The 22,330-nt window shown below is 62.8% G+C and carries 21 protein-coding genes; 10 read left to right on the forward strand and 11 right to left on the reverse strand.

Going from position 1 to position 22,330, the window contains the following annotated elements; all coding sequences use genetic code 11:
- The first annotated feature begins 16 nt into the window (after positions 1 to 16).
- Both JHD64_RS08970 and JHD64_RS08975 read left to right on the forward strand, forming a co-directional pair.
- Positions 17 to 211 (forward strand): hypothetical protein, encoded by a 195-nt coding sequence (locus JHD64_RS08970; RefSeq protein ID WP_146215954.1) that lies wholly within the window; start codon positions 17 to 19, stop codon positions 209 to 211.
- An 89-nt stretch (positions 212 to 300) separates the two neighbouring features.
- The gene (locus tag JHD64_RS08975) at positions 301 to 942 is read left to right on the forward strand and encodes a tetratricopeptide repeat protein (protein ID WP_199053019.1); all 642 of its coding nucleotides are present in this window, start codon (positions 301 to 303) and stop codon (positions 940 to 942) included.
- 69 nt (positions 943 to 1,011) lie between these two features.
- Here JHD64_RS08975 and JHD64_RS08980 read toward each other — a convergent pair whose 3' ends face one another.
- The 6 genes from JHD64_RS08980 to glnE all read right to left on the reverse strand — a co-directional run bounded on the left by JHD64_RS08980 (position 1,012) and on the right by glnE (position 7,466).
- Positions 1,012 to 1,605 (reverse strand): hypothetical protein, encoded by a 594-nt coding sequence (locus tag JHD64_RS08980; RefSeq protein ID WP_199053020.1) that lies wholly within the window; start codon positions 1,603 to 1,605, stop codon positions 1,012 to 1,014.
- A 99-nt stretch (positions 1,606 to 1,704) separates the two neighbouring features.
- Positions 1,705 to 2,295, reverse strand: a complete 591-nt coding sequence (locus JHD64_RS08985) for a TetR/AcrR family transcriptional regulator (protein WP_059286030.1) — start codon at positions 2,293 to 2,295, stop codon at positions 1,705 to 1,707.
- 8 nt (positions 2,296 to 2,303) lie between these two features.
- Positions 2,304 to 3,356: a lipopolysaccharide heptosyltransferase II gene (gene waaF, locus JHD64_RS08990; protein ID WP_199053021.1), complete on the reverse strand. Its 1,053-nt coding sequence runs from the start codon at positions 3,354 to 3,356 to the stop codon at positions 2,304 to 2,306.
- A 133-nt stretch (positions 3,357 to 3,489) separates the two neighbouring features.
- A complete protein-coding gene (locus JHD64_RS08995) occupies positions 3,490 to 3,690 on the reverse strand; it encodes a zinc-finger domain-containing protein (protein ID WP_059286029.1) in 201 nt (66 codons plus the stop codon).
- A 50-nt stretch (positions 3,691 to 3,740) separates the two neighbouring features.
- Positions 3,741 to 4,664, reverse strand: a complete 924-nt coding sequence (locus JHD64_RS09000; protein ID WP_199053033.1) for a branched-chain amino acid transaminase — start codon at positions 4,662 to 4,664, stop codon at positions 3,741 to 3,743.
- A gap of 87 nt (positions 4,665 to 4,751) precedes the next feature.
- A complete protein-coding gene (gene glnE, locus JHD64_RS09005; protein ID WP_370540945.1) occupies positions 4,752 to 7,466 on the reverse strand; it encodes a bifunctional [glutamate--ammonia ligase]-adenylyl-L-tyrosine phosphorylase/[glutamate--ammonia-ligase] adenylyltransferase in 2,715 nt (904 codons plus the stop codon).
- A 68-nt stretch (positions 7,467 to 7,534) separates the two neighbouring features.
- On the opposite strand from glnE, the gene JHD64_RS09010 reads away from it, so the two are divergent.
- The 5 genes from JHD64_RS09010 to JHD64_RS09030 all read left to right on the forward strand — a co-directional run bounded on the left by JHD64_RS09010 (position 7,535) and on the right by JHD64_RS09030 (position 15,590).
- The gene (locus JHD64_RS09010; RefSeq protein ID WP_199053023.1) at positions 7,535 to 11,368 is read left to right on the forward strand and encodes a YhdP family protein; all 3,834 of its coding nucleotides are present in this window, start codon (positions 7,535 to 7,537) and stop codon (positions 11,366 to 11,368) included.
- Positions 11,365 to 12,171: a carbon-nitrogen hydrolase family protein gene (locus JHD64_RS09015; RefSeq protein WP_199053024.1), complete on the forward strand. Its 807-nt coding sequence runs from the start codon at positions 11,365 to 11,367 to the stop codon at positions 12,169 to 12,171. Before JHD64_RS09010 ends, JHD64_RS09015 begins: the two co-directional genes overlap by 4 nt.
- Positions 12,172 to 12,186: 15 nt before the next feature.
- Positions 12,187 to 13,629, forward strand: coding sequence for a metalloprotease TldD (gene tldD / locus JHD64_RS09020; protein WP_059286027.1), 1,443 nt, complete (start codon positions 12,187 to 12,189; stop codon positions 13,627 to 13,629).
- A 52-nt stretch (positions 13,630 to 13,681) separates the two neighbouring features.
- A complete protein-coding gene (locus tag JHD64_RS09025; RefSeq protein ID WP_199053025.1) occupies positions 13,682 to 14,446 on the forward strand; it encodes an ABC transporter substrate-binding protein in 765 nt (254 codons plus the stop codon).
- 208 nt (positions 14,447 to 14,654) lie between these two features.
- A complete protein-coding gene (locus JHD64_RS09030; RefSeq protein ID WP_199053026.1) occupies positions 14,655 to 15,590 on the forward strand; it encodes a LysR family transcriptional regulator in 936 nt (311 codons plus the stop codon).
- Between the two features lie 6 nt (positions 15,591 to 15,596).
- Here the strand turns inward: JHD64_RS09030 and JHD64_RS09035 are convergent, their stop codons facing one another.
- Positions 15,597 to 16,337, reverse strand: a complete 741-nt coding sequence (locus JHD64_RS09035) for a hypothetical protein (RefSeq protein WP_199053027.1) — start codon at positions 16,335 to 16,337, stop codon at positions 15,597 to 15,599.
- Positions 16,338 to 16,897: 560 nt separating this feature from the next.
- Here JHD64_RS09035 and JHD64_RS09040 point away from each other — a divergent pair.
- Positions 16,898 to 17,584 (forward strand): response regulator transcription factor, encoded by a 687-nt coding sequence (locus tag JHD64_RS09040; RefSeq protein WP_059286023.1) that lies wholly within the window; start codon positions 16,898 to 16,900, stop codon positions 17,582 to 17,584.
- 2 nt (positions 17,585 to 17,586) lie between these two features.
- Positions 17,587 to 18,894, forward strand: coding sequence for an ATP-binding protein (locus tag JHD64_RS09045; RefSeq protein WP_199053028.1), 1,308 nt, complete (start codon positions 17,587 to 17,589; stop codon positions 18,892 to 18,894).
- Between the two features lie 7 nt (positions 18,895 to 18,901).
- On the opposite strand, the gene JHD64_RS09050 is transcribed toward JHD64_RS09045, so the two are convergent.
- The 3 genes from JHD64_RS09050 to JHD64_RS09060 all read right to left on the reverse strand — a co-directional run bounded on the left by JHD64_RS09050 (position 18,902) and on the right by JHD64_RS09060 (position 20,491).
- Positions 18,902 to 19,327 carry a BLUF domain-containing protein gene (locus tag JHD64_RS09050; protein WP_059286168.1) on the reverse strand — a complete coding sequence of 142 codons (426 nt, stop codon included), beginning with the start codon at positions 19,325 to 19,327 and terminating at the stop codon, positions 18,902 to 18,904.
- A 2-nt stretch (positions 19,328 to 19,329) separates the two neighbouring features.
- Positions 19,330 to 20,037, reverse strand: a complete 708-nt coding sequence (gene folE / locus JHD64_RS09055) for a GTP cyclohydrolase I (RefSeq protein ID WP_110313298.1) — start codon at positions 20,035 to 20,037, stop codon at positions 19,330 to 19,332.
- A gap of 253 nt (positions 20,038 to 20,290) precedes the next feature.
- Positions 20,291 to 20,491, reverse strand: a complete 201-nt coding sequence (locus JHD64_RS09060; protein WP_059287414.1) for a hypothetical protein — start codon at positions 20,489 to 20,491, stop codon at positions 20,291 to 20,293.
- 193 nt (positions 20,492 to 20,684) lie between these two features.
- Here JHD64_RS09060 and JHD64_RS09065 point away from each other — a divergent pair, with 193 nt between their 5' ends.
- Positions 20,685 to 21,878: a GGDEF domain-containing protein gene (locus JHD64_RS09065; protein ID WP_199053029.1), complete on the forward strand. Its 1,194-nt coding sequence runs from the start codon at positions 20,685 to 20,687 to the stop codon at positions 21,876 to 21,878.
- A gap of 108 nt (positions 21,879 to 21,986) precedes the next feature.
- Here the strand turns inward: JHD64_RS09065 and JHD64_RS09070 are convergent.
- Positions 21,987 to 22,330 (reverse strand): L-serine ammonia-lyase, iron-sulfur-dependent, subunit alpha (locus JHD64_RS09070; RefSeq protein ID WP_199053030.1); only part of this gene is annotated, 344 nt, incomplete at its 5' end.

Here is a 22,330-nt window from a genome sequence, read left to right on the forward strand (position 1 = left end):
TGTGGGAGGTGAGGGCATGGACGGAATAAGTCAAGTAAGCGGACAGAATGTTTCATCGGCCACTCAGGTGTTCGCCCTGAAAAAGTCGCTGCAGGCCGAAGGTCAGTCGGTACTGTCACTGGTGCAAGGTGCCAGTGATGCCGGCAACCAGATCAACCAGGCTGCCTCCAATCCGGCACATCTGGGACAAAGCGTCGACGTCAGGGCTTGAGTCGGCAGCAGTCAACAGCGGCGCAAGCCGCTTTTTTTACGTTTGTAAGAAATGCCCAGTCGGCCCGACCAATCAGCAGGAGGTGCCACATGCATCGCAAAAACGGAGTTGTCTGGCTGCTTCTGCTTGGCATGGCCTTGTCGGCCGCCGCTGCGGAAAAGCCATCACTGCCGGGCTGGGCGAGTTATCAGGCTGGCGATTATGCGCAAGCGTTTCTCATGTTCAAGGCAGGTGCCGAGCGTGGCGACCGCGTGGCGCAATATGATCTGGCCATGCTGTATTGGCGGGGCGAGGGTGTGCCGCGTGATCGGGTGCAGGCCCTGAAGTGGCTGCAGCAGGCGGCGGCTGCGCGCTTGTCATCAGCGCAGTTCGTACTGGCACAGGTGTATGAGAGTGGCGATGGCCTGCCACGCGACATGCAGCAGGCGACGCGCTTGTTCGAGGCTGCGGCCAGACAAGGGCATCGTGATGCGCAGGTGAGTGTGGCGACCCAGTATTACCTGGGCCGTGGTGCGCCGCAGGATTATGCCAGTGCGGCGCGCTGGTATCGGGCGGCGGCCAAACAGGGTGATGTGGGGGCGCAATATCTGCTGGCCAGCCAGTATGAACATGGGCTGGGGGTGCAGGAAGACTGGCGTGAGGCGGTGCGTTGGTACACCCGTGCTGCCGCGCAGGGCGATCGTGCTGCCCAGCTGAAAGCCAAGGCGCTGGCGGCTGCCCACGCCGGATAATGACGATGGGACAAAAACAAAACAGCAGTGCGGGGTGGCCCGCACTGCTGTTTTGTTTTGATGCCGGACTCAGGCGCTTTCGCTGATGCGGCGGCTGCTGGACTGGGTGGATGTTTCCAGCAGGGACTGGTTGTTCTGGTATTGCGCCACGGCAATCTGGCCGCTGCTCTTCTGATTTTCGAGTGTGGTCTGGGTCTGGTTTGCTGGAGGGGCGGCCGATGTGCTGGCCGCGTTTTCCGTGCGGTCTTGTCTGCTCGTGCGGCTGGGGCTGCCATTGGACACGGCAGCTGTGCGCTCGCTGCGATTCGCTGCGGTACTGTTGCTGTCATCGTTGCTGCGAGTGTCACTGCTGGCTTGGCTGGCATTCACCGTAGCGGTGCTGCTGCTGCTGGCGCTTTGGCTGGCAGCCAGTTGCCGGCCCAGTTCCTGTTCCACCTGCAGGCGGTTCTGGCTTTGTTGCGAGGGCCTGCTGCTCGGCGCTGGCTGGCTGGCTGCTTGTGCCTGCAGCTGCTCGGTGGTGCTCTGGGTGCGGGTGGACTGCGCCGTGCTGGCGGTTTCCGTGCTGCTCTGACTGTTGCTGACGGCGCGGGAGTTGCGGCCCTGTTGTAGCAGGCTGGCGGCGGTGCTGGCGCTACTGCTTTGCAAACGATGGATACCGTCCATGATCGCAACTCCTGGGGTGTTGGTGCTAACCCTGTGATTTTAGAACACTTTGCCCCTGGTTTGCTGAAAAAATAAGCGAAAATCCTGACGGGTGTGGATTTACTTCAACAAAACCAGGGCCAGCATGCGCTCGGCCAGCTCATCCACGCTCAGTTCGCCTTCGGATTTGTACCATTGCACCGACCAGTGCAGGCTGCCCAGCAAGGTGCGGCGTAGCAGGCGGGTGTCCTGCTTGACCAGTCCGGCGGCGGCGGCTTCGTCCAGCACTTCCTGCCACAGTGCCTCGTAGCGGTCACGCAGTACGATCAGGCCCGGTTTGGCTGCGGCGGAAACGCTGCGCCATTCGTACAGCATGACTTCCAGTGCGGCCTGGTTGTCGCCCAGCAGCGAGCTGAGGTGGACATGAAACAGCGCCGACAGCTTGTCGCGCGGATTGCGCGCCCGGGCAATCGCTGCGCTCAGTTGCTCGGTGGTGGCGCTGATACCCAGGGCCATCACGGCGACCAGGATTTCTTCCTTGGTGCGGAAGTGATAGAACAGGCTGCCGGATTGCAAGCCGACGGCATTGCCCAGATCACGCACCGTGGTGCGCTCGTAGCCCTGGTCGCGGAACAGTTTGGCGGCGGCGCGCACCAGCTCCATGCGGCGGCTGTTTTCTTCGGGCTGATTGTTTTTGTCTTGTACGCTCATGGTCCAGCCTATGTGCTGCGAGTGTGTTGAATGAGGGGATTGCCCAGTTCGGGCAGAAAACGCAGTGCGGCCTGCCAGGCGAGGTCTGGTTCCAGCTGTTCCAGGCAGTTGGTGTGCTGGTAAGGGCAGTTGCGTTCAAAGCAGGGGCTGCAGTCCAGGTTGAGGCTGACCACGGCCGCCTGATCCGACAGCGGCGGGGTGAAGTCCGGGCTGGATGAGCCATACAGCGCAACCAGCGGCTTGCCCAGCGCGGCGGCAACGTGCATCAGGCCGGAGTCGTTGCACACGGCCAGTCGGGCCAGACCCATCAGGTCGATGGCTTCTTCCAGTCCGGTCTTGCCGCACAGATTGATGGCTGTGCCCGCAGCCTGGCTGGCGATCTGCTCGCTGATTTCCTTATCCTTGCCCGAGCCGAACAGCCAGACCGCGAAGCCGGCGGCGGCAAAGCGTTTGGCCAGTTCGGCAAAATGGCGTGCCGGCCAGCGCTTGGCCGGGCCGTATTCCGCGCCGGGGCAGAAGGCGATCACCGGGCGGCTGGTGTCCAGCTGCAGGCGGCTGGCGGTTTGTTGCCGGCTTTGCGCATTGGTCACCAGCGTCGGGTGGGCAATGGGGCGGGGCAGCGGCTTGTTGCGGTCTTCGGCCAGGGCGCAGAAGCGCTCAACCATCATCGGCAATTCCTGCTCGTCCAGCTCGCGACTGTCGTTGAGAATCCAGTAACGCGATTCGCCAATGAAGCCGGTTCGCAGTGGAATGCCGGCAAACAGCGGAATCAGGGCGGATTTCAGTGAATTGGGCAGGATGATGGCCTGGTCGAAACCTTCGGCCTTCAGGCGGCGTGCGGTCTGCCAGCGTTCGCGCAGGCGCAGGGTGCCGTGGCCGAAGGGATTGAGGTGGGCCTTGGCGACTTCCGGCATGCGTTCCAGCAGGGGCAGGGTCCAGGCCGGAGCAAAGACGTGCAGCTCCAGGCCGGGATGGCGTTCGTGCAGGCGCTGATACAGCGGCTGGGCCATGACGCTGTCGCCCACCCAGGAGGGGCCAATGACCAGTATCTTTTTCTTCATGAAGTTTTCCGCTTCCAAATCAGCGCCAGCCTGTCCGGCCCGCCGTTTCAAGCTGGCGTTGATTTGGTGAGGGATCAAGTGAAAAAGGTGCGGAAGCCCGCACCTTTGCACTTGGCGATTGCCAGGCAGTGGCTTAATGGTGGTGTCCGACCGGGCCAATCAGCTTGTAGTGGGTGCCGCAGTAGGGGCACAGTGCTTCGCCGGTTTTGTGTACCGGCAGGAAAACGCGTGGGTGCGAGTTCCAGGACACCATGTCCGGCATCGGACAGTGCAGGGGCAGGTCCTTGGCGGTGACTTCGATGAGGCGTTGGGTGTTTTCTTTCAGTTCAGCCATTGTCTTTCCTTGTCGGGCCGGCGGCGCCGGCCCTTGCTGCTGGGGTGTGTTTACTTGACGTAGGTCAGCCAGTGTTCGTGTTCGGCATCCAGGCCCTTCACGATATTGAAGTACTTCTGCTGGATGGCAGCGGTGATCGGGCCGCGCGTGCCTTCGCCGATGGCGCGGCGGTCCAGTTCGCGAATCGGGGTGACTTCGGCGGCGGTGCCGGTGAAGAAGGCTTCGTCGGCACTGTAGACTTCGTCACGGGTAATGCGTTTTTCGATGATTTCCAGGCCCTGTTCCTGCGCAATCTGCACCACGGTATCGCGGGTGATGCCTTCCAGTGCCGAGGTCAGGTCCGGGGTGTACAGCTTGCCCTTGCGCACGATGAAGATGTTCTCGCCCGAGCCTTCGGCCACAAAGCCGTCCACGTCCAGCAGCAGGGCTTCGTCGTAGCCGTCTGCCGTGGCCTCGTTATTGGCGAGGATGGAGTTCATGTAGTTGCCATTGGCCTTGGCCTTGCACATGGTGATGTTGACGTGGTGGCGGGTGAAGGACGATGTCTTGACGCGGATGCCTTTCTCCAGGCCGTCTTCGCCCAGGTAGGCACCCCACGGCCAGGCTGCCACGATTACCTGCACGTCATCCTTTTTCGGCGCCACGCCCAGTTTGCCCGAGCCGTAAAAGGCCATGGGGCGGAAATAGCAGGACTGCAGCTTGTTGGCTTTCACCACGTCCAGGTGGGCCTGGTTGATGTCGTCCTTGCTGAAGGGCAGGTTCATGCCCAGGATCTTGGCGGAGCGGAACAGACGGTCGGTGTGATCCTGCAGACGGAAAATCGCCGGGCCCTTGGGGGTTTCATAGGCACGTACGCCTTCGAACACGCCCATGCCGTAGTGGAGGGTGTGGGTCAGCACATGGGTGGTGGCGTCGCGCCAGTCAACCAGTTTGCCGTCATACCAGATGAATCCGTCACGATCTGCCATCGACATCTTGGAGCTCTCCGTCATTGTGTTTTGTATCCTGCCGATTATACCGTCCGCCGCCGTCTTGTGAACCGTCCGCTGCGAAAAACGGCATCAGCCCAGGCTGTCCGCGCCGAAAACCTGCCGCCACAGTTGCTGTGCCTGCTGGTAGTGGGCAAGTAGCTTGTCGTTGACTTCCACCTTGCCGTTTTCATTGAGGCGGGCAGCATGTTGCAGCTTGCGGTAGTCGCGGTAGGCGGCGCGGCCTTGTTCGGCCTGCTCGTGACTGATCAGCCCGGCTTCGGCTGCCACGGCCAGCAGGGCGATGTTGCCGGTGTTGCGGGTGAGTGCCGGTAGCTGCCTGGCATGCGCCAGAATCAGGTATTGCACGATGAATTCGACATCGATGATGCCGCCGCGGGCATGCTTGACGTCGTTTTCCTGTGCCGGATGGCTTTCCAGCATGCGCTGGCGCATGGCCAGCACTTCGCTGCGCAGGGCGGCGGGATCGCGCTGCTGGGTCAGCACATCGTGGCGGATGGCTTCGAATCCTTCGCCGATATCGGCTGCGCCGGCGACATAGCGGGCGCGGGTCAGTGCCTGGTGTTCCCATACCCAGGCCTGTTTTTCCTGGTAGCTGCGAAAGGCTTGCAGTGAGCTGACCAGGAGGCCGCTGGCACCATTGGGACGCAGGCGCAGGTCGATGTCGTACAGGATGCCGGCGCTGGTGGCGCTGGTCAGCCAGGTGGACATCTTGCGGGCCAGGCGCGAGTACAGGTCGGTGGCGTCGGGGTGGTCGTCGTCATACAGGAAGATGATGTCCAGGTCCGAGGCATAGCCCAGTTCTTTGCCGCCCAGTTTGCCGTAACCGATGATGGCGAAGCGCGGGGTGTCGGTGTGGCGGCTGGGAATGTCCAGCCAGGCATGGCGCAGGGTGGCGCCCAGCACGGTGTCAGCCAGCAGGGAGAGCTGGTCGGACAGCGCTTCCACCGTCCACATGCCGGCGATGTCCTGGGCAACCAGACGGAAGGCCTGGGCGTGCTGGAAGTGGCGCAGGGTATCCATCTTGGCCTCCACATCGCCCTCGCATTGCTGCATTTGTTCCTGCAACTGGCTGGCCAGGGCCGGCCAGTCCGGCGTGGCGTACAGCACGCGGGCATCCAGCAGTTCATCCAGCAGGATGGGGTGGCGGGTCAGATAGTTGGACACCCAGGCGCTGGCCGAGCACAGGGTGGCCAGTCGTTGCAGGGTCTGCGGGTATTCGGTCAGCAAGGCCAGATAAGAGGCGCGCCGGCTGATGGCTTCCATCAGGCTGATGATGCGCGACAGGGTGGCCGCCGGATTGGGGAAGTGGGTGGACACTTCGATCAAGGGCGGGATCAATGCGTCGAATTTCTTGCGGCCGGCCAGTGGAATCTGCTGGTAACGCTGGCTTTGTGCCAGGGCGCGCAGCTGCCCGGTGACGCTGCTGACGTCATCAAAGCCCAGGCTGGAGAGTTGTTCGGTGGGGTCCTGTTCGCAGATGTCGCGCCACAGGCAGGACAGCGGGTGGTCCGGCGCGGTTTCGGTTGGCAGGATGAATACCTGCTCGAAGTGGCGGGTGACCTTGCGCCGCTCGCTATTGAGGGCGTCGAGGAAATCCTGCCAGCTGGCAAAGCCCATGCTGTGGGCGATCTTGCCCTGATTTTCCTCGCTGGTGGGCAGGGTCTGGGTTTGCTGGTCGTCCAGGTATTGCAGGCGGTGTTCCAGATTGCGCAGGAAGGCATAGGCTTCCTGCAGTTCCTGCACGGCGGCTGGCTCCAGCAGGCGCAGCTCGGCCAGGCGGTTCAGGGTGGCGCGGGTGCCGCGCAGTTGCAGGCTTTTGTCACGGCCACCGCGAATCAGCTGGAACACCTGGGCGATGAATTCCACTTCGCGAATGCCGCCCGGACCCAGCTTGATATTGTCGACCATGTCGCGCCGCGCCACTTCGCGGCGGATTTGTGCATGCAGTTCGCGCATGGCGCCATAGGCGTTGTAGTCGAGATATTTGCGATAGACGAAGGGGCGCACCATGTCGGCCAGCCCGGCGATATCGCCGGTGAGTGCCTTGGCCTTGATCCAGGCATAGCGCTCCCATTCCCGGCCCTGGGTCAGCAGGTAGTTTTCCAGTGCGGCAAAGCTCATCACCAGTGGGCCGGAGTCGCCGTAGGGGCGTAGCCGCATGTCGACACGGAATACCTGCCCATCCAGCGTCACGTCGTTGATCAGGCTGATGATGCGCTTGCCAACCTGGCTGAAGTATTCGTGATTGCTGATCTTGCGTGGGCCGCTGGTTTCGCCGCCTTCGGGGTAGATGAAGATCAGGTCGATGTCGGAGGAGACATTCAGCTCGCCGCCGCCCAGCTTGCCCATGCCGATGACGATGAGTTGCTGGACTTCGCCGCTGTCTTCGCCGATAGGCTGGCCGTATTGCGGCAGCGAGCGGCAGGCGCAGGCCAGCGCTTGTTGCACGGCAAATTCGGCCAGCAGGCTGATGGTGCTCACCACCTCGTCCAGGTCGGCCAGTCCGTTACAGTCACGGCAGATCAGCCGCGCCATCACCGCCTGACGCAGGCTGCGCAGTGGCGGCGTCATGGCTTCCGGCGTGTCAAGGCTATCCCAGTCGGCAAAGCCGGCCATTTCGGTGCGGTCAAATGGCTGTGCCAGCTTGTCGTGCAACAGGCTTTGCTGCTCCGGTCGCGCGCTCAGCAGGCGGTCCAGATAAAGTGAAAAGGCACGGCTCTGGGCAATGGCATGATCCGGGTTTGCTGGCATAATGACGAGGCGCTCGTTTAGGTCCTGTAACACTTCATTGTATCGGTTTAGCTCATTTGGAAAAGCCCCCGCATCTGTTAGCCAGAGTCCACGTCATCAGTTTGCTGCGCAAATCGCTGCAAGCCCTCGGCTTGTTGCTGTTGCTGGCGCTGCTGGTGGTGGGTGGCGGCTTTGCCGTGTTCAACGGGTGGTTCTTGCCGCGGCTGGAGCAGTTCAGGCCACAGCTGGAGCAAAGCCTGTCGCAGGCGACCGGCCGTCAGGTGTCGGTGGCCTCCCTGTCCGGCCAGTGGCAGGGGCTGGCACCGCAGCTGCAGCTGCGTGGCTTGCGCATCGCCAATCCGGTGACTGCCGATGCGCTGACCCTGGAGCGGGTGGCGGTGGTGCCGTCGTGGTGGTCGCTGCTGTCATGGGAGCCGCTGTTTTCCAGCATCACCATTGACGGGCCAAGTGTGGCGCTGCTGCGGCGGGCCGATGGTCATGTGCTGCTGAACGGCTTCGACATGAGTGCGCCCGCCAGTCAGCCACAGCCGGCCGGCAGCGAGCCGTCGGCCAACTGGTTGCTCAAACACAGCCGCATCGACATCCGCCAGGCACGCATCAGCTGGGAAGACCAGGCATTGGGCCTGCCGCGGCTGGATCTGCAGCAGGGGCAGCTGACGCTGAGCCAGACCCTGCTCGGTCATCGGCTGAGCCTGTCCGGCCAGCCGGTGGCCACGCTGGGTAAAGGCTTTGACATGGAACTGGCCTGGCGCGGCAATGATTTTCGCCAGTGGCGCAACTGGGCCGGCAATATGCGCATCCGTCTGAATGGCGCACAGGCCGGCGTGGTGTCGCGCTATATGGAAAAGATCGGCCTGATCAATAGTGGTGAAGGCAGTGGCACGCTGGAAGCGGATTTTGCCGATGGCCACATCAACAGCCTGAGTGCCGATGTCAGCATCCACAACGCGGCTTACACTCCCAAGGATGCGCGCACCCTGGTACTGCCGGCCATCAGTGGCAAATTGCAGCTGGAGCGCTCTGCGCGTGGCAGCTATGCCATCAATGCCTCCAACCTGACCCTGGCCAGTGCCAGCGGACTGGCTTTCGACAACTCCAGCATTCGCGGTGACTGGACCCCCGGCGAACAAGGGCAGGGCAAGCTGACGCTGGATAATGTCAATGTGGCCCATCTCACCCCCTTCATCCATGCCTTGGGTGGGGACGGCAATTCCTTGTTTTCCCGCTTTGCACCCAGCGGGCAGCTGAAAAACCTGTCGCTGAGCTGGCAGGGTTCCTTGCAGTCGCCACGGCAATATGCGGTGGCCACCCGGTTCGAGCAGCTGGCCTGGCAGGCTTTTTCCTCGGTGCCCGGGGTGAGTGGTGTCAGCGGCGAGCTGAGCTTTGGCGAGCAGGGCGGTCAGTTGCAGCTCAACAGCCGGCATGCCGCGCTCAATTACCCGACGGTATTTCCGCAGTTGCTCAATTTCGACCAGCTGGATGGCCGCGTGGACTGGCGCAACCACGGCCCGCAGACCGAGGTCGAGTTTCACGATGTGACCTTTGCCAATGCCGATCTCAGCGGTCATTTCGCTGGCCACTACCAGCACGACGGCAAGGGGCCGGGTGTGGTCGACTTCACCGCCGATGTGCCCAAGGTGGCCGCCGTGCGCGTGCCGGCTTATCTGCCGCATGCGGTGGGGCAGGATACCTTGCGCTGGCTGAATGCCGCACTGCTGGGTGGTACCGCCAGCAATGTACGCATGGTGCTGAAGGGTGATCTGGCCAACTTCCCCTTTGCCGGTGGCAAGGGCGGGCAGTTCAGCGTGGATGCCAAGGTGGATCAGGGCCGTCTGCTATATGAAAAAGGCTGGCCCACCATCGACAACATCCAGGCTGATCTGGGTTTTCACAATGAGAAGATGCTGATCAGCGCACGCAGTGGCAGCACGCTGGGGGTGCCGTTGAGCGGGGTGCGGGTCGGGATTGATGACCTGGGAGCGGCCAACTCCATCCTCAGTGTGCAGGGGCGGGCACAAGGCCCGCTGGCCAGCATGCTGAAATTCACCACCAGCAGTCCGGTCGATGGCTGGCTGGATGGTTTCACCGGTGGCATTCAGGCCGGCGGCAATGCCGCGCTGGACCTGCAGCTGGGCATCCCCCTGTCCGGCAAGCAGCCGGTGAAGGTGCATGGTGATATCTTGTTGGCCGGCAATCAGCTGGCATTCAAGGGCCTGCCGATTCCGCCAGCCAGCAATGCCCATGGCACGCTGAGCTTCACCGAGTATGGCGTGGAATCCAAAGGCGTGCAGTTTGCCGCGCTGGGCGGCCAGTTCCAGCTCAAGGCCAACAGTACCCCGGCCGGACGCATGAATTTTGATATTCACGGCGACGCCGACAGCCATCAGGCGCTGGGCCTCTATTTGCCCTTGCTGGCGCCCTATGTCAACGGACATTCGCCATTTTCCGTACAGTTTGTCGTGCACAAGGGGCTGGAAAACCTGACGGTGCAATCCGGCTTGCTCGGTACGGCCATCGTGGCGCCGGCCCCGCTTGGCAAGCCCGCGGCGGACAGCTTGCCGCTGTCCTTGCGTTTTGCTCCGGGCAAAACCGCACAGCAGCCATACCGGCTGGATTTTGATGCGGGCAGCGTCGCCAGCGGCAGCCTGTTGCTGGATGTCCACGGTAATCTGAAAAGCGGGGTGGTCGCCGCCGGGCGCCCCATTGGCAAACAACCCGACGAAGGGCTGGCGCTGCGGCTGGCCGCACCACAGGTCGATCTGCAGCGCTGGGTGGCCGCCATTGCCAGCCCAGGTGGCAGCCAGGGCGGGGTGTCGACGGTCAGGCAGATCGATTTGCCGCTGCTGATCGAGCTGGACAGCCCGCAAGTGGAAGGATGGGGCGGCAGCCTGCATCAGGTCAGCGCCAGTCTAAGCAATCGGCGTCTGCGCAATGCCTGGTCGCTGGATGTGCGGGCGCGCGAGTTGAACGGCAGTGTTGATTACCTGCCGGCCGGCAGTGGCCTGCTGCGTGCCAATCTGGCCTATGCCATTCTGCGGCCGCCGGCCGCAGGCGCTGCGGACGAGGCGGATACGACCATGGTGGACAAGGGCGACTGGCCGGAGCTGGATATCCGGGTTGGCGACCTCATTTACCAGAACAAGACCGTGGGCAAGCTGGAACTGCGCGCGCGCCGCGAAGGGCGCGACTGGGTGCTCAATCCGCTACGGCTGCAGGCGGCGGAAGGCAGTCTGCAAGGCAGTGCCCGCGTACGGCGTGGTGACGCCGGCAAGGAGGTGCAGGCCCGCTACCAGCTGGACAGCAGCGATGTCGGCAAGCTGCTGGCGCGCATCGGCCTGCAGGATACCTTCCGCAAGGGTGAGGGCAGTCTGTCCGGCAATATGAGCTGGCCGGGCGGCTTGTTTGATGTCAGCGCCAGCCGTTTGTCCGGCGACATGACGCTGGCGCTGAAAAACGGCCGTTTTGCCAAGGTCGATCCCGGTGTGGCACGCCTGCTTGGTGTACTCAGCCTGCAATCGCTCAGCCGCCGGGTGAAACTGGACTTTACCGATGTGTTCAGTGACGGCTTCGCCTTCGATACCATCAGCGGCAATGCCACGGTGAGCAAGGGTGTGTTTGTTTCTGATAATGTGCACATGAAAGGCCCGGCTGCCGATGTCGCGCTCAAGGGGCAGGTGAATCTGGCCAGTGAAACCCAGGATGTGCGCATCCGGGTACAGCCGCACCTGGCCGAGAGCGTGGCGCTGGCCGCCGGCGCCGCACTGCTCAACCCGGTGGTGGGCGTGGCTGCGCTGGCCGCGCAGAAAGTATTGCAAGACCCGTTCGGCAAGATATTGTCGGTCGACTATGCCATTACCGGTTCCTTTGCCAACCCCAAGATTGACAAGCTGGCAGCGGAACCTTTGAAAAACAACAAGCGGATACCCTCGCCATGAAACAGAAATTTATTGCCGCAGCCGTGCAAATGGTCTCCGGTACGGATGTTGCCGCCAATCTGGCCACGGCGGCGCGGCTGGTGGCCGAGGCTGCGGCGGCGGGAGCCGCTTTTGTGGTGCTGCCGGAGTATTTTTGCCTGATGGGCCGGCAGGATGGCGACAAGGTGGCCATCAGTGAAGAGCCCGGCCACGGGCCGCTGCAAACTGCCTTGGCCGCCATGGCGCGCGACAACAAGGTATGGCTGGCTGCCGGCACCATTCCGCTGCGCTGCCCGGCGCCGGGCAAGGTATTCAACAGCACGCTGGTGTTTGACCCGGCAGGGCAGCAGGCCGCCCGTTATGACAAGATTCACCTGTTCGGCTATACCGGCAATGGCGAACGCTATTGCGAATCCGACAGCATTCAGGCCGGCAGCACGCCAGTCAGGGTGGACATCGGCCTGGCCGAAGTGGCCTGCGGCATTTGCTATGATCTGCGCTTTCCCGAGCTGTTTCGCCAGCTGGCCCCGTTTGATGTGATGATTCTGCCGGCGGCATTTACCGCGACCACCGGCGAAGCGCACTGGGAGGTGCTGTTGCGCGCCCGCGCCATTGAAAACCAGTGTTATGTGATTGCCTCCGGCCAGGGCGGCACCCATGAAAACGGCCGCAAGACCCATGGCCAGTCCATGATCATCGACCCCTGGGGGCGCATTCTGGCGCAACAGGCCCTGGGCGAAGGTGTGGTACTGGCTGAAATCGACCCCGCATTGCTGCATGCGGTGCGCAGTGGCCTGCCGGCCCTGGCGCATCGCGTGCTCTGACAGAAAGACCCCACCATGCAAGACGCATTCCGCATTGCCGATCAACTCCTGCTTGCGCCTTATGGCGTGGATGAGTCCGTGATCGAAACCACCTTCTCGCGCATGCGCCAGCATGCCGTCGACTACGCCGATCTCTACTTCCAGTACACCCGCAGTGAGGGCTGGAGCCTGGAGGAGGGCATCGTCAAGTCCGGCAGCTTCAGCATCGATCAGGGCGTGGGTGTCCGTGCCGTTTCCGGCGACAAGACCGCCTTTGCCTATTCCGACGATATCGGTGCCGAAGCCATTGGCCGTGCCGCCGATGCGGTACGGGCCATCGGTGCGGCCGGTGGCGATGGCTCGGCCGGGCGCCAGTCGCCGCAAGGGGCGCGTGATCTGTACCCGGCCATCGACCCCTGTTACAGCCTGGAAGCCGCCGCCAAAGTGGCGCTGCTGGAAAAGGTGGAGAAACTGGCGCGCGCCATGGACCCGCGGGTGATCCAGGTGATGGCGGGCGTCGCTTCCGAATACGATGTGGTGTATGTGGCACGGCATGATGGCGTGCGTGCGGCCGATGTGCGCCCGCTGGTGCGGCTGTCGGTGCATGTGATTGCCGAACAGAATGGCCGCCGCGAACAGGGTTCCGGCGGCGGTGGCGGCCGCTTTGACCTGACCCGTTTCGACGATGAACTGGTGGAGCTATATGTGCGCCAGGCGGTGAACCAGGCGCTGATCAACCTGGAAGCACGCCCGGCACCGGCCGGCCAGATGACGGTGGTGCTGGGCTCCGGCTGGCCTGGCGTGTTGCTGCATGAGGCCATTGGCCATGGCCTGGAGGGCGATTTCAACCGCAAGGGCACCTCGGCCTTCTCCGGCAAACTGGGCCAGCGTGTGGCCGCCGCCGGGGTGACGGTGGTGGATGACGGTACGCTGGATGGCCGGCGCGGTTCGCTGGCCATTGATGACGAGGGTAATCAGACCAACCGTACCGTGCTGATCGAGGACGGCATTCTCAAGGGCTATATGCAGGATGCGATGAATGCGCGCCTGATGCAGGTGGCGCCTACCGGGAATGGACGGCGCGAGTCCTATGCACATATCCCGATGCCGCGCATGACCAATACCTATATGTTGGGCGGTCAGCACGATCCCCAGGAAATCATCGCCTCGGTCAAGGATGGCCTGTATGCCGCCAACTTTGGCGGTGGCCAGGTGGACATCACCAGCGGCAAGTTCGTGTTCTCGGCCTCGGAAGCCTGGCGCATCGAGAATGGCAAGCTGACCTACCCGGTCAAGGGCGCAACCCTGATCGGCAACGGCCCGGATGTGCTGGGACATGTTTCCATGATCGGTAACGACATGGCGCTGGATCAGGGCGTGGGTGTCTGCGGCAAGGAAGGCCAGAGCGTGCCTGTTGGCGTGGGTCAACCCACCTTGCGCATTGATGGCGGCCTCACTGTTGGCGGCACGGCCGGCTAAGCGGTATGGCATGCTGACCTGCCTGCGCAGGGCAATGCGGACAGGGCAGGGATTGTGGCTGGCCAGTCTGCTGCTGGCGGCCGCTGCCACCGCCCAGGACTTTGTCGTGGCCGTGGAGGAGTCGGATAACCACCCCTTCGAATACGCCAGGGGAGATGGGGCGGAGCATGGTGGTTTCCATCTGGAGGAAATCGACCAGGTGAGTTCACGCCTGGGCTGGCATGTGGTGTACAAGCCCATGCCCTGGCAGCGCGCCCTGCGCAGCCTGCAACTGGGGCGGGTGGATGCGCTCAGTTACCTGGCGCGCACCCCCGAGCGTGAAGCCTATGCCGTATTCATGCCGGCGGCCATCCAGCACAGGCAGTATGCCGGTCTGTTCGTGCGGCGCAGTCAGCGCCGGCATTTTCCCGAAAGCAGCCAGCCCTGCACGTATGCTGGCTATCGCATGGCGGCCGCCAGCAATTACTTTTATGGCGAGGTGGTGCAAAAAGCCATGCATTCCTGCTGGCAGGTCGAGATGACGGCCAGTTCCAAGGAAGAAGTGTTCTCCAAGCTGCTGGCTGGCCGCATCGATATCGCGGTGGCGTATGGCACCTCCTTGCAGTCGCTGGAAGCCGGCATGCCGGAGCTGGCGTCGCAAGTGGTGGCCTTGCGCCAGCCGCGCTGGCTGATCGGTGATTTCTACCTCGGCTTTTCCCGCAAGGCGATGTCGGCCCAGCGTATTGCCAGCTATCTGCAGGCGCAGCAGCAGTATCGCCAGAGCAGCGACTACCAGCGGCTGGTACGCAAATACAATATGAAGGAATTCCTGCCCTGAGTGCGGCATGCGCCAGTCGCTTGCGGCAGCATACAGCTGCGGCGCGCTGGCTGTTGTTGTCAGCATCGGGGTGTGTTGGCCGGCTATCGTCCTGACTGCCTGGCCTGGCCTGGCCATGGCGCAAACTGCCGCTATGCCGGAGCCACCTGTTCCGGCTATTTCCAATGAATGATCGCTAACGGTGGCGGCTGCTGCCAGGGAGGGGGGGATGGTCCGACTGGAAGACTTGCAGATATTGCTGCATACCGCGCAGCTGGGCAGCCTGTCCGCTGCGGCTCGCCTGCTAGACATCAGTCCGGCAGTGGCCAGTGCCGGGCTGAAGCGGCTGGAGGCCGAACTGCATGTCCGGCTGCTGGTGCGCTCTACCCGCAGCCTGCGTCTGACTGCCGATGGTGAGCGCTATCTGGCTCATGCCCGGGCCGCCATCGAGGCATTGCAGGCCGGTGAGCAGGCGCTGGCAGCGGGACAGCAGGCCCTGCATGGCCAGCTCAGCCTGTCCATGCCTTCGGATATTGGCCGCCAGCTGTTGCGGCCATGGCTGGATGATTTCCTGGCCGAGCATCCGGCGGTGCGTCTGCAACTGCACATCAGCGACCGGCTGGCCGATCTCTACCGCATGCCGGTGGACGTTGCCCTGCGCTATGGCGTGCCGGAAGATTCCAGCCTGGTCGCCCTGCCGTTGCTGGCCGATAACCGGCGGCTATTGTGTGCGGCGCCGACCTATCTGCAGCGGCATGGCTGGCCGCAGCGGCCGGCCGATCTGGCCGCGCATGAGTGCCTGCGATTTGTGCTGGGGGATACCCTGCATGAACGCTGGCGTTTTGCCCTGCATGGCGAGTGGTCGGTGGTGACGGTGGGCGGGCGGCGCAATAGCGACGATGGCGAAATCGTGCGCCGCTGGGCCGTGGCTGGCGAGGGCATTGCCTACAAGTCGCAGCTGGATGTGCTGGATGATGTGCGCGCCGGCCGGCTGCAAGCCTTGCTGACCGATTACCAGGCCGAGCCGGCACCTTTGTATCTGGTGTGTCCGCACCGGCTGATGCTGTCGCCCTTGCTGATGCGTCTGCGTGAGTTCCTGCAGCAGCGGCTGCAGCAATATGTGGCTGCAGAGGGCGCAAGCCTGCCGCAGGCGGGCTTGCGCTGAGCGGACTCAGCCCTGGGTGCTGAGCAGATTGCCGACCGAAGACGAGTAGCTGTTGCTCTGGCTGTTCTGCAGGTTCTGCAGCAGCGCGCTCAGGAAGGATTGCAGATTGGCCGAATTGCTGCTGCCAGAACTGCTGCCCGAGCTGCTGGAGCTGGTGTCACTGCTGCCGTTGGCTTGCTGCACGCTGCTGACCAGATTGTTGAAATCGCTTTGCAGTGTATTGAGCGCGCTCGAGCTGGAACTGGTGCTGCTGCTGCCGGAGGAGCTGGACAGTTGCTGAATCAGGCTTTGCAGTTGGCTCTCGGCATTGCCGTAAGCACTGGTGCTCGTACTGTCCGTGCTGCTGTCAGCGCTGCTGTTGGCTGATTTCAGCGCGCCGAACAGATCATGCATGAAGGTATGCATGGCCTGCATCGGGTTTTGCGCACTGCCGGTGCTGCTGGTGCTGCCATCATTGTCGCCGTCATCATCCGGTGGCGGCGGGGCCTGCAGGCTGGCCAGCGAGTTGTTGCCCGAAGTGCTGTCCGCATTACTGCTGCTGGCACTATTGCTGCCGGATGGCGGCTGCAAGGAAATCCCCAGCTGGCTGAGTGCCTGCTCCACGCTCTGCATGAAGGCGTCGTTGCCGCCACGGTGTTTGCCATGGTGACGGGTTTCGCCAGTGCTGGAGGTGCTGCTGGTGGATGTGCTGCCAGTCAGCTGGCTGCTGTAAATCGACGATGTACTGCTGATGCCCGAAATACTCATGATAAGGCTCTCCCTGTGCTTGCTTGTGACTTGTGCAGTAAAGCCACCTCCAGAGATCAGGACGCGGCATTGCGCCTGCCTGTCATTGCAAGTTTCGGGCCAGGAGCGGCCCGGCCAGATGTAAATCTTTGTCAGCAAATGTTAAGAAGTGTGAGCAAAAACAGGATTTTAGCCCGGTTTTGCTAGTATTCGGCCTGCCATTGGCCAAGTCGGCAGTCTGGCCTGGCAAGATTTGCCGCTGCTGCAGGCCGCAAGCCAGCAGAATTGCCGCCTGCTCCTGCCCAATTTGTGCGGCGCCGGCACGCAGCCGGCAAGAATTGCCGTGGTCATCGGGGGGGGGGCAGCCGCCAGAAGTGAGAGAGGGACCCGGGCAAGCCGGCGGCGGCTGCTTGTCTTGCATGATGCGGCAGCGGACGGTTAAGTAAGGTTAACAATCGGTAAAGCGCGATAAATCAGTGTAAAAGCCGGTAAAACTTCCCCCGCAGGCGGCCGTGATGTGGATCATGTCTGCCGACAGTCTCCGGGAGAGCGGGGCCTGCACAGAATAATCAGGATGGAAAATGCGAATACTGCTGGTAGATGATGATATCGAGTTGGCCGACATGCTGGGCAGCTACCTGGAGCGGGAATCCTGCCTGGTCCAGAAAGTGAGTGATGGCACCAGCGCCGTGGTGCAGGCCTTGTCCGGCCAGTTTGATCTGATGGTGCTGGATGTGATGATGCCTGGCCTGAGTGGGGTGGAAGTACTGCGGCGGGTGCGCGAGCACAGCATGTTGCCGGTGGTCATGCTGACCGCGCGGGGAGATGATACCGACCGTGTGCTGGGCCTGGAGCTGGGTGCCGATGACTATGTGCCCAAGCCCTGCACCCCGCGCGAGTTGCTGGCACGCATCCGTGCCATTCTGCGCCGTACCGGCAACCAGGTGCTGCCGGCCCAGGAAAACGATGTGTTGCGTGAAGGGCCGCTCACCATGTGGCCCGGCGAGCGCCGTGCCCAGTGGGGCGAGGAAACGCTGGAATTGACCAGCACCGAATACAGCCTGCTGGAATTGCTGGTACGCCATGCCGGCCAGCCGGTGGGCAAGGATGTGCTGTCCAAGCAGGCATTGGGACGGCCTCTGGCGCGCTTTGACCGCAGCGTGGATGTGCACATGAGCAGTATCCGGCAGAAGCTGTCACGGGTGGCTCCCGGCCGCATCTGTATCCAGACCGTGGTCCGCCGCGGTTATCAGTTCATCAAGGCCTGAGCATGGGACGCCTGTTCTGGAAGCTGTTTCTCATTCTGTGGCTGGCGCAGATCAGCACGGTGTTCGGGGTGGGCACGGTATTCTGGCTCAGGCATCGCATGGAAAGTGCGGCAGTCGTCGAGCAGCAGCATCCTATGGATACGGTGGTGCTGGATATGGCGGCGGCGGTACTGCGGCGCGAAGGTGTGGCCGGTTTGCGGGCCCATCTGCAAGACATGAGCCCCGGTGCGCGCCGGCATCTGCTGGTGCTGAACGATCAGCAGCACGAGCTGCTGGGCCGGGCGCTGCCCGTGCCAGAGCGGCTGGGGCCGCGGCCCATGCGCGAAGTGACGCTGGGCGGTACTGCGCATTACCGCCTGCTGCTGTTGCCGCCCGGCCCGCCGGGTGGCGGGCCTGAGCACGGCCCGGGGGAACCCAGCCCCTTTCCCATGCTGCCCATCCTGGGTGCGCTGCTGGCCAGCCTGCTGTTCGGTGCCATCCTCGCCCGTCATCTGTCCAAGCCGATCCGCTTGATGAGCGAGGCCTTCCAGTCGGTGGCCAGGGGAGAGATGGATGTGCATCTGGCCAGTGATCTGGGTAGCCGGCGCGATGAGCTGGCCGATCTCGGGCGTGATTTCGATGGCCTGGCACAGCGCCTCAAGCAGTTGATCACCGGCCAGCGCCGCTTGTTTCACGATGTGTCGCACGAGCTGCGCTCACCACTGGCCAGGCTGAATGCCGCAGTGGATCTGGCGCGGCAGCAACCGGAAAAGCTGGAGGAATGGCTGGATCGCATCGAGCGTGAATCCGGGCGCATGGATGCGCTGGTGGGGGAAATCCTGGCGTTGGCGCGGCTGGATGCCGAAGCATCACAGCACCCGCCCGAATGCCTGCCCGTGGATGCCTTGCTGGAGGAGCTGATTACCGATGCCCAGTTCGAGGCGGAGGCCAATGGCACCCGCATCGTGTTGCTGCAAGAGGATAGGGCGGAGGTGATGGCGCAGCCCGAGCTGCTGTCGCGCGCCTTGGAAAACGTGGTGCGCAATGCCATTCACCATACCCGCAAGGGTGGCCCGGTTTCACTGGCCGTGGTGCGTGGCAGCGGTGAGGTGACGATTAGCGTGAGTGATTGCGGACCGGGGGTGCCGGAGCAGGAGCTGAAAACCATTTTCGAGCCCTTCTTCCGCAGCGAGCAGAATGCCCAGCCTGGCGGTTACGGCCTGGGACTGGCCATGGCGCAGCGCATTGTCGAGGCGCACCATGGCCGGATACAGGCGGCCAATCTGCCGCAGGGCGGTTTGCAAGTCAGCATCACCCTGCCGCTGGCCTGAGCTGGGCTCAGCCGCGCGAGCGCAGGCCGCCCGAGCTGCCCAGTTCGCAGAGCAGGCGGGTGGTGGTGCTGCCGCTCAGACGGAAGGGGTCGAGGACCGGGCTGGAAGAGTGCCGCAGCAACAGCGCGGCATTTTTCTTGTCGATGGGCGCCTGCGCCATTGACCAGCAGGCGAATTCGCGCTGATCGATTTCCTGGTAGGCCAGCAGGGTGACGTCGCGATGACGGCTGTCGCGGCAGATATGCTGGTACAGCGCATTCACTTCGGCACGGCCGCCTTCCAGCGCCTGCACGAACACATCATCGCCATAGCACAGCACGCCGGTAATGCCGCTTTGCGGATTGTGCTGGTGGGCGGCGTCCAGGATCTGTTTTACCAGTTCGCTGGTGATCGGGCTGCAGCTGCGGCTGGCGTAAATGAGTCGGACGAGCATGGTCAGTTTCCTCTGTGCATCAGCGACAGGAATTCCCGGCGCAGATTGGCGTCGCGCAGGAAAGAACCGCGCATCACGCTATTGGTCATTTTCGAATTATTGTCCTTCACCCCGCGCCAGTGCATGCAGAAATGATCCGCCTCCATGACGATGGCCAGCCCGTCCGGTTGCAGCTTGTCCATCAGCAGGTCGGCGATCTGCATCACCGCTTCTTCCTGGATTTGCGGGCGGGTCATGATCCAGTCGATCAGTCGCGCGTATTTGGACAGGCCGATCAGGCTGGAATGTTCGTTCGGCATCACCCCGACCCAGACCCGGCCCATGATGGGGCATAGATGGTGGGAGCAGGCACTGCGTACCGTGATCGGGCCGACAATCATCAGCTCGTTGAGCTGTTCGATATTGGGAAACTCGGTATTGGGCGGGCTGGCCACATAACGGCCACGGAACACCTCGCGCACAAACATCTTCGCCACGCGGCGGGCCGTGTCCTGGGTGTTGTGGTCGTTGACCGTGTCGATGACCAGGCTTTCCAGCACGCCCTGCATTTTTTCTGCCACTTCCTGTTGCAACAGGTCCAGCTCATCGTCCTGAATGAAGTCGGCAATATTGTCATTGGCGTGGAAGCGTACGCCAGCCTGTTGCAGGCGGTAGCGTATGCGGGATGAAACGCTGGCCGTGGTCATGGCCTTGTCTTCCGGTTTACTCATGGTGGGGCAGACCCTATCTGGATGGCTGGCTTGTTCTGGGTAAGGGGCCTTGCAAGTGGCGACAGCGGTGGTGCCAGGCCTGAATGCCAACCGCTCTTAGCCGTGATGTGTGCCTGATTCTTGTCCGGTTTTCCGGGCTGCCGCTCGCTGCTGCGACAGCCGGCAACCCTGTCCTGAATGGTAATGCGCTTGCCCGGCAGGGGAAAGGAAAAATCCGACCCTGCCGCATCAGATGGTGCCTCCACCGCTGCTTTCAAGAGGAAGAGGCGGTTTTCTGCTGCCGGTACAGACAGTGCTGGCCCGAGGCTTCCAGCACATCCTGGCAGGGCTGGCGCTTGCTCTTGATCTGCAAGGCATGACAGGCATAAGGAAAGCGGGCGTCGTGGCTGATGTAGTAGTGGCGGCAGCCCTGGCAGCGCAGACGGGCAGCAGCGGTATGGCTGGTATTGGGCATGGGCTGGCCTGCTGATGAGTGTCAGCGGATTGTGCCGTGAGTGGCGCCGAATGTGAATATTTGTTTTAAATGATGATGGCGGCTGTCATTTTTGATATAAAGCTGGATTGCGCCCTGCTGTTTTCGCCCGACTCCTCTGGCGGAAGGTGGGCCTGGCTTCCCCGGCGGTTCAACACAGCCGACATACATCATCATGAATATCAACCCCGTATTGGTGCTGGCACCCATCTTCCTCACCACCGAATTGCTGAGTCTGGCACTGTGCCTGGTGCTGGCTTCGCTGCGCAGCAGCGGGCTGCCCGGTGTGCGCCACTGGCTGCTGGCCAATGTGGCGGTGGTGGTTTACCTGCCCCTGCTGGGTTTGCGCGGCATCATACCCGATGTCATTTCCATTGTGCTGGCCAATGGCGTCGTGGCGCTGTCGGCGGCTTGCTATTATGCCGGCTGCGCACATTTTCTCGGCCAGCCGTCCCGCTGGAAATATCTGCTGGGCGGTGCGGTGCTGCAAGTGCTGGCCGTGGCCTACTGGCGTTACGGAGTCGACAGCCTGCCTTTGCGGGTGATGGCGATTTCCGCCTATGGCGCGGCGGTCTGCAGCGCCACCGCCTGGCTGATGCTGCGCCATTACACCGGCCGCCGCAACAGCGTGCACTACCGGCTGCTGACCGGTCTGTCCTGCCTGTTTGCCGTGGCGCAGATCGCACGCAGCCTGTATTTCGGCATGCTGCATCCCGCGCCCACCAACATCATGCTGGCCAGCGGCTGGAATGTGCTGCTGTTGTGCATCGGTGCCGCCATCATGCCGGCACTGTCCATGGCGGCGGTGCTGATGCTGCACGAGGCCCTGCAGACCGAAGCGGAAGAAGCCGCCAACCGCGACTTCATGACCGGCGCCTTGTCACGCAAGCACCTGTTTGCCACCGGCCAGCAGTTCATCCTGCAGGCGGCCGCCACGCGTCGGCCGCTGACACTGTTGCTGATCGATCTGGACCACTTCAAGGCCATCAATGATACCTATGGCCATGCGGCGGGTGATGAAGTGCTGCGAGCCTTTGCCGACATGGTGGGCGAGCATTTGCGTGGCCGCGATGCGCTGGGGCGGCTGGGTGGCGAGGAATTTGCGGTCTTGCTGCCGGATGCCGGCGTCGCCGCGGCGCAGCTGGTGGCCGAGCGGCTGCGTTTGCGGGCGCAGCAACATCGGGTGGTCAGCAGTTTTGGCGAGTGCCGCTACAGTATCAGCATCGGTGTGGCCGGCTGGCAGGGCGGGGAGAACTTCGATCAGCTGTGTCAGCGCGCGGATCAGGCCCTGTATCAGGCCAAGAATGGTGGGCGCAACCGGGTGCATACCAGTCAGCTGGCGCCGGAATTGCAGGCGCAGTCTGCCTGAGTGGTGGCATGGTGTGCTGGCCGGGTCGTGATGGACGATGGCGGAAGCCGAATACAAACAGGCCGTGGACGGTAGTCCACGGCCTGTTTTGTTACGGGCGGGGGTGACTCAGCATTCCACCACGTTGACGGGTACTTCGATCACATTGATGGCCAGGCCGCCACGCGCGGTTTCCTTGTACTTGGTGCTCATGTCGCGGCCGGTGTCGCGCATGGTCTTGATCACGCGGTCCAGCGACACGCAATGCTGGCCATCGCCGCGCAGCGCCATGCGCGCGGCGTTGATGGCCTTGATCGAGGCCATGGCATTGCGCTCGATGCACGGCACTTGCACCAGGCCGCCCACCGGGTCGCAGGTCAGTCCCAGATTGTGTTCCATGCCGATTTCCGCCGCATTTTCCACTTGTTCCGGCGTGCCGCCCATCACCTCGGCCAGCGCGCCGGCGGCCATGG

Source organism: Aquitalea sp. ASV15 (assembly GCF_016429115.1).
GTDB lineage: Bacteria > Pseudomonadota > Gammaproteobacteria > Burkholderiales > Chromobacteriaceae > Aquitalea > Aquitalea magnusonii.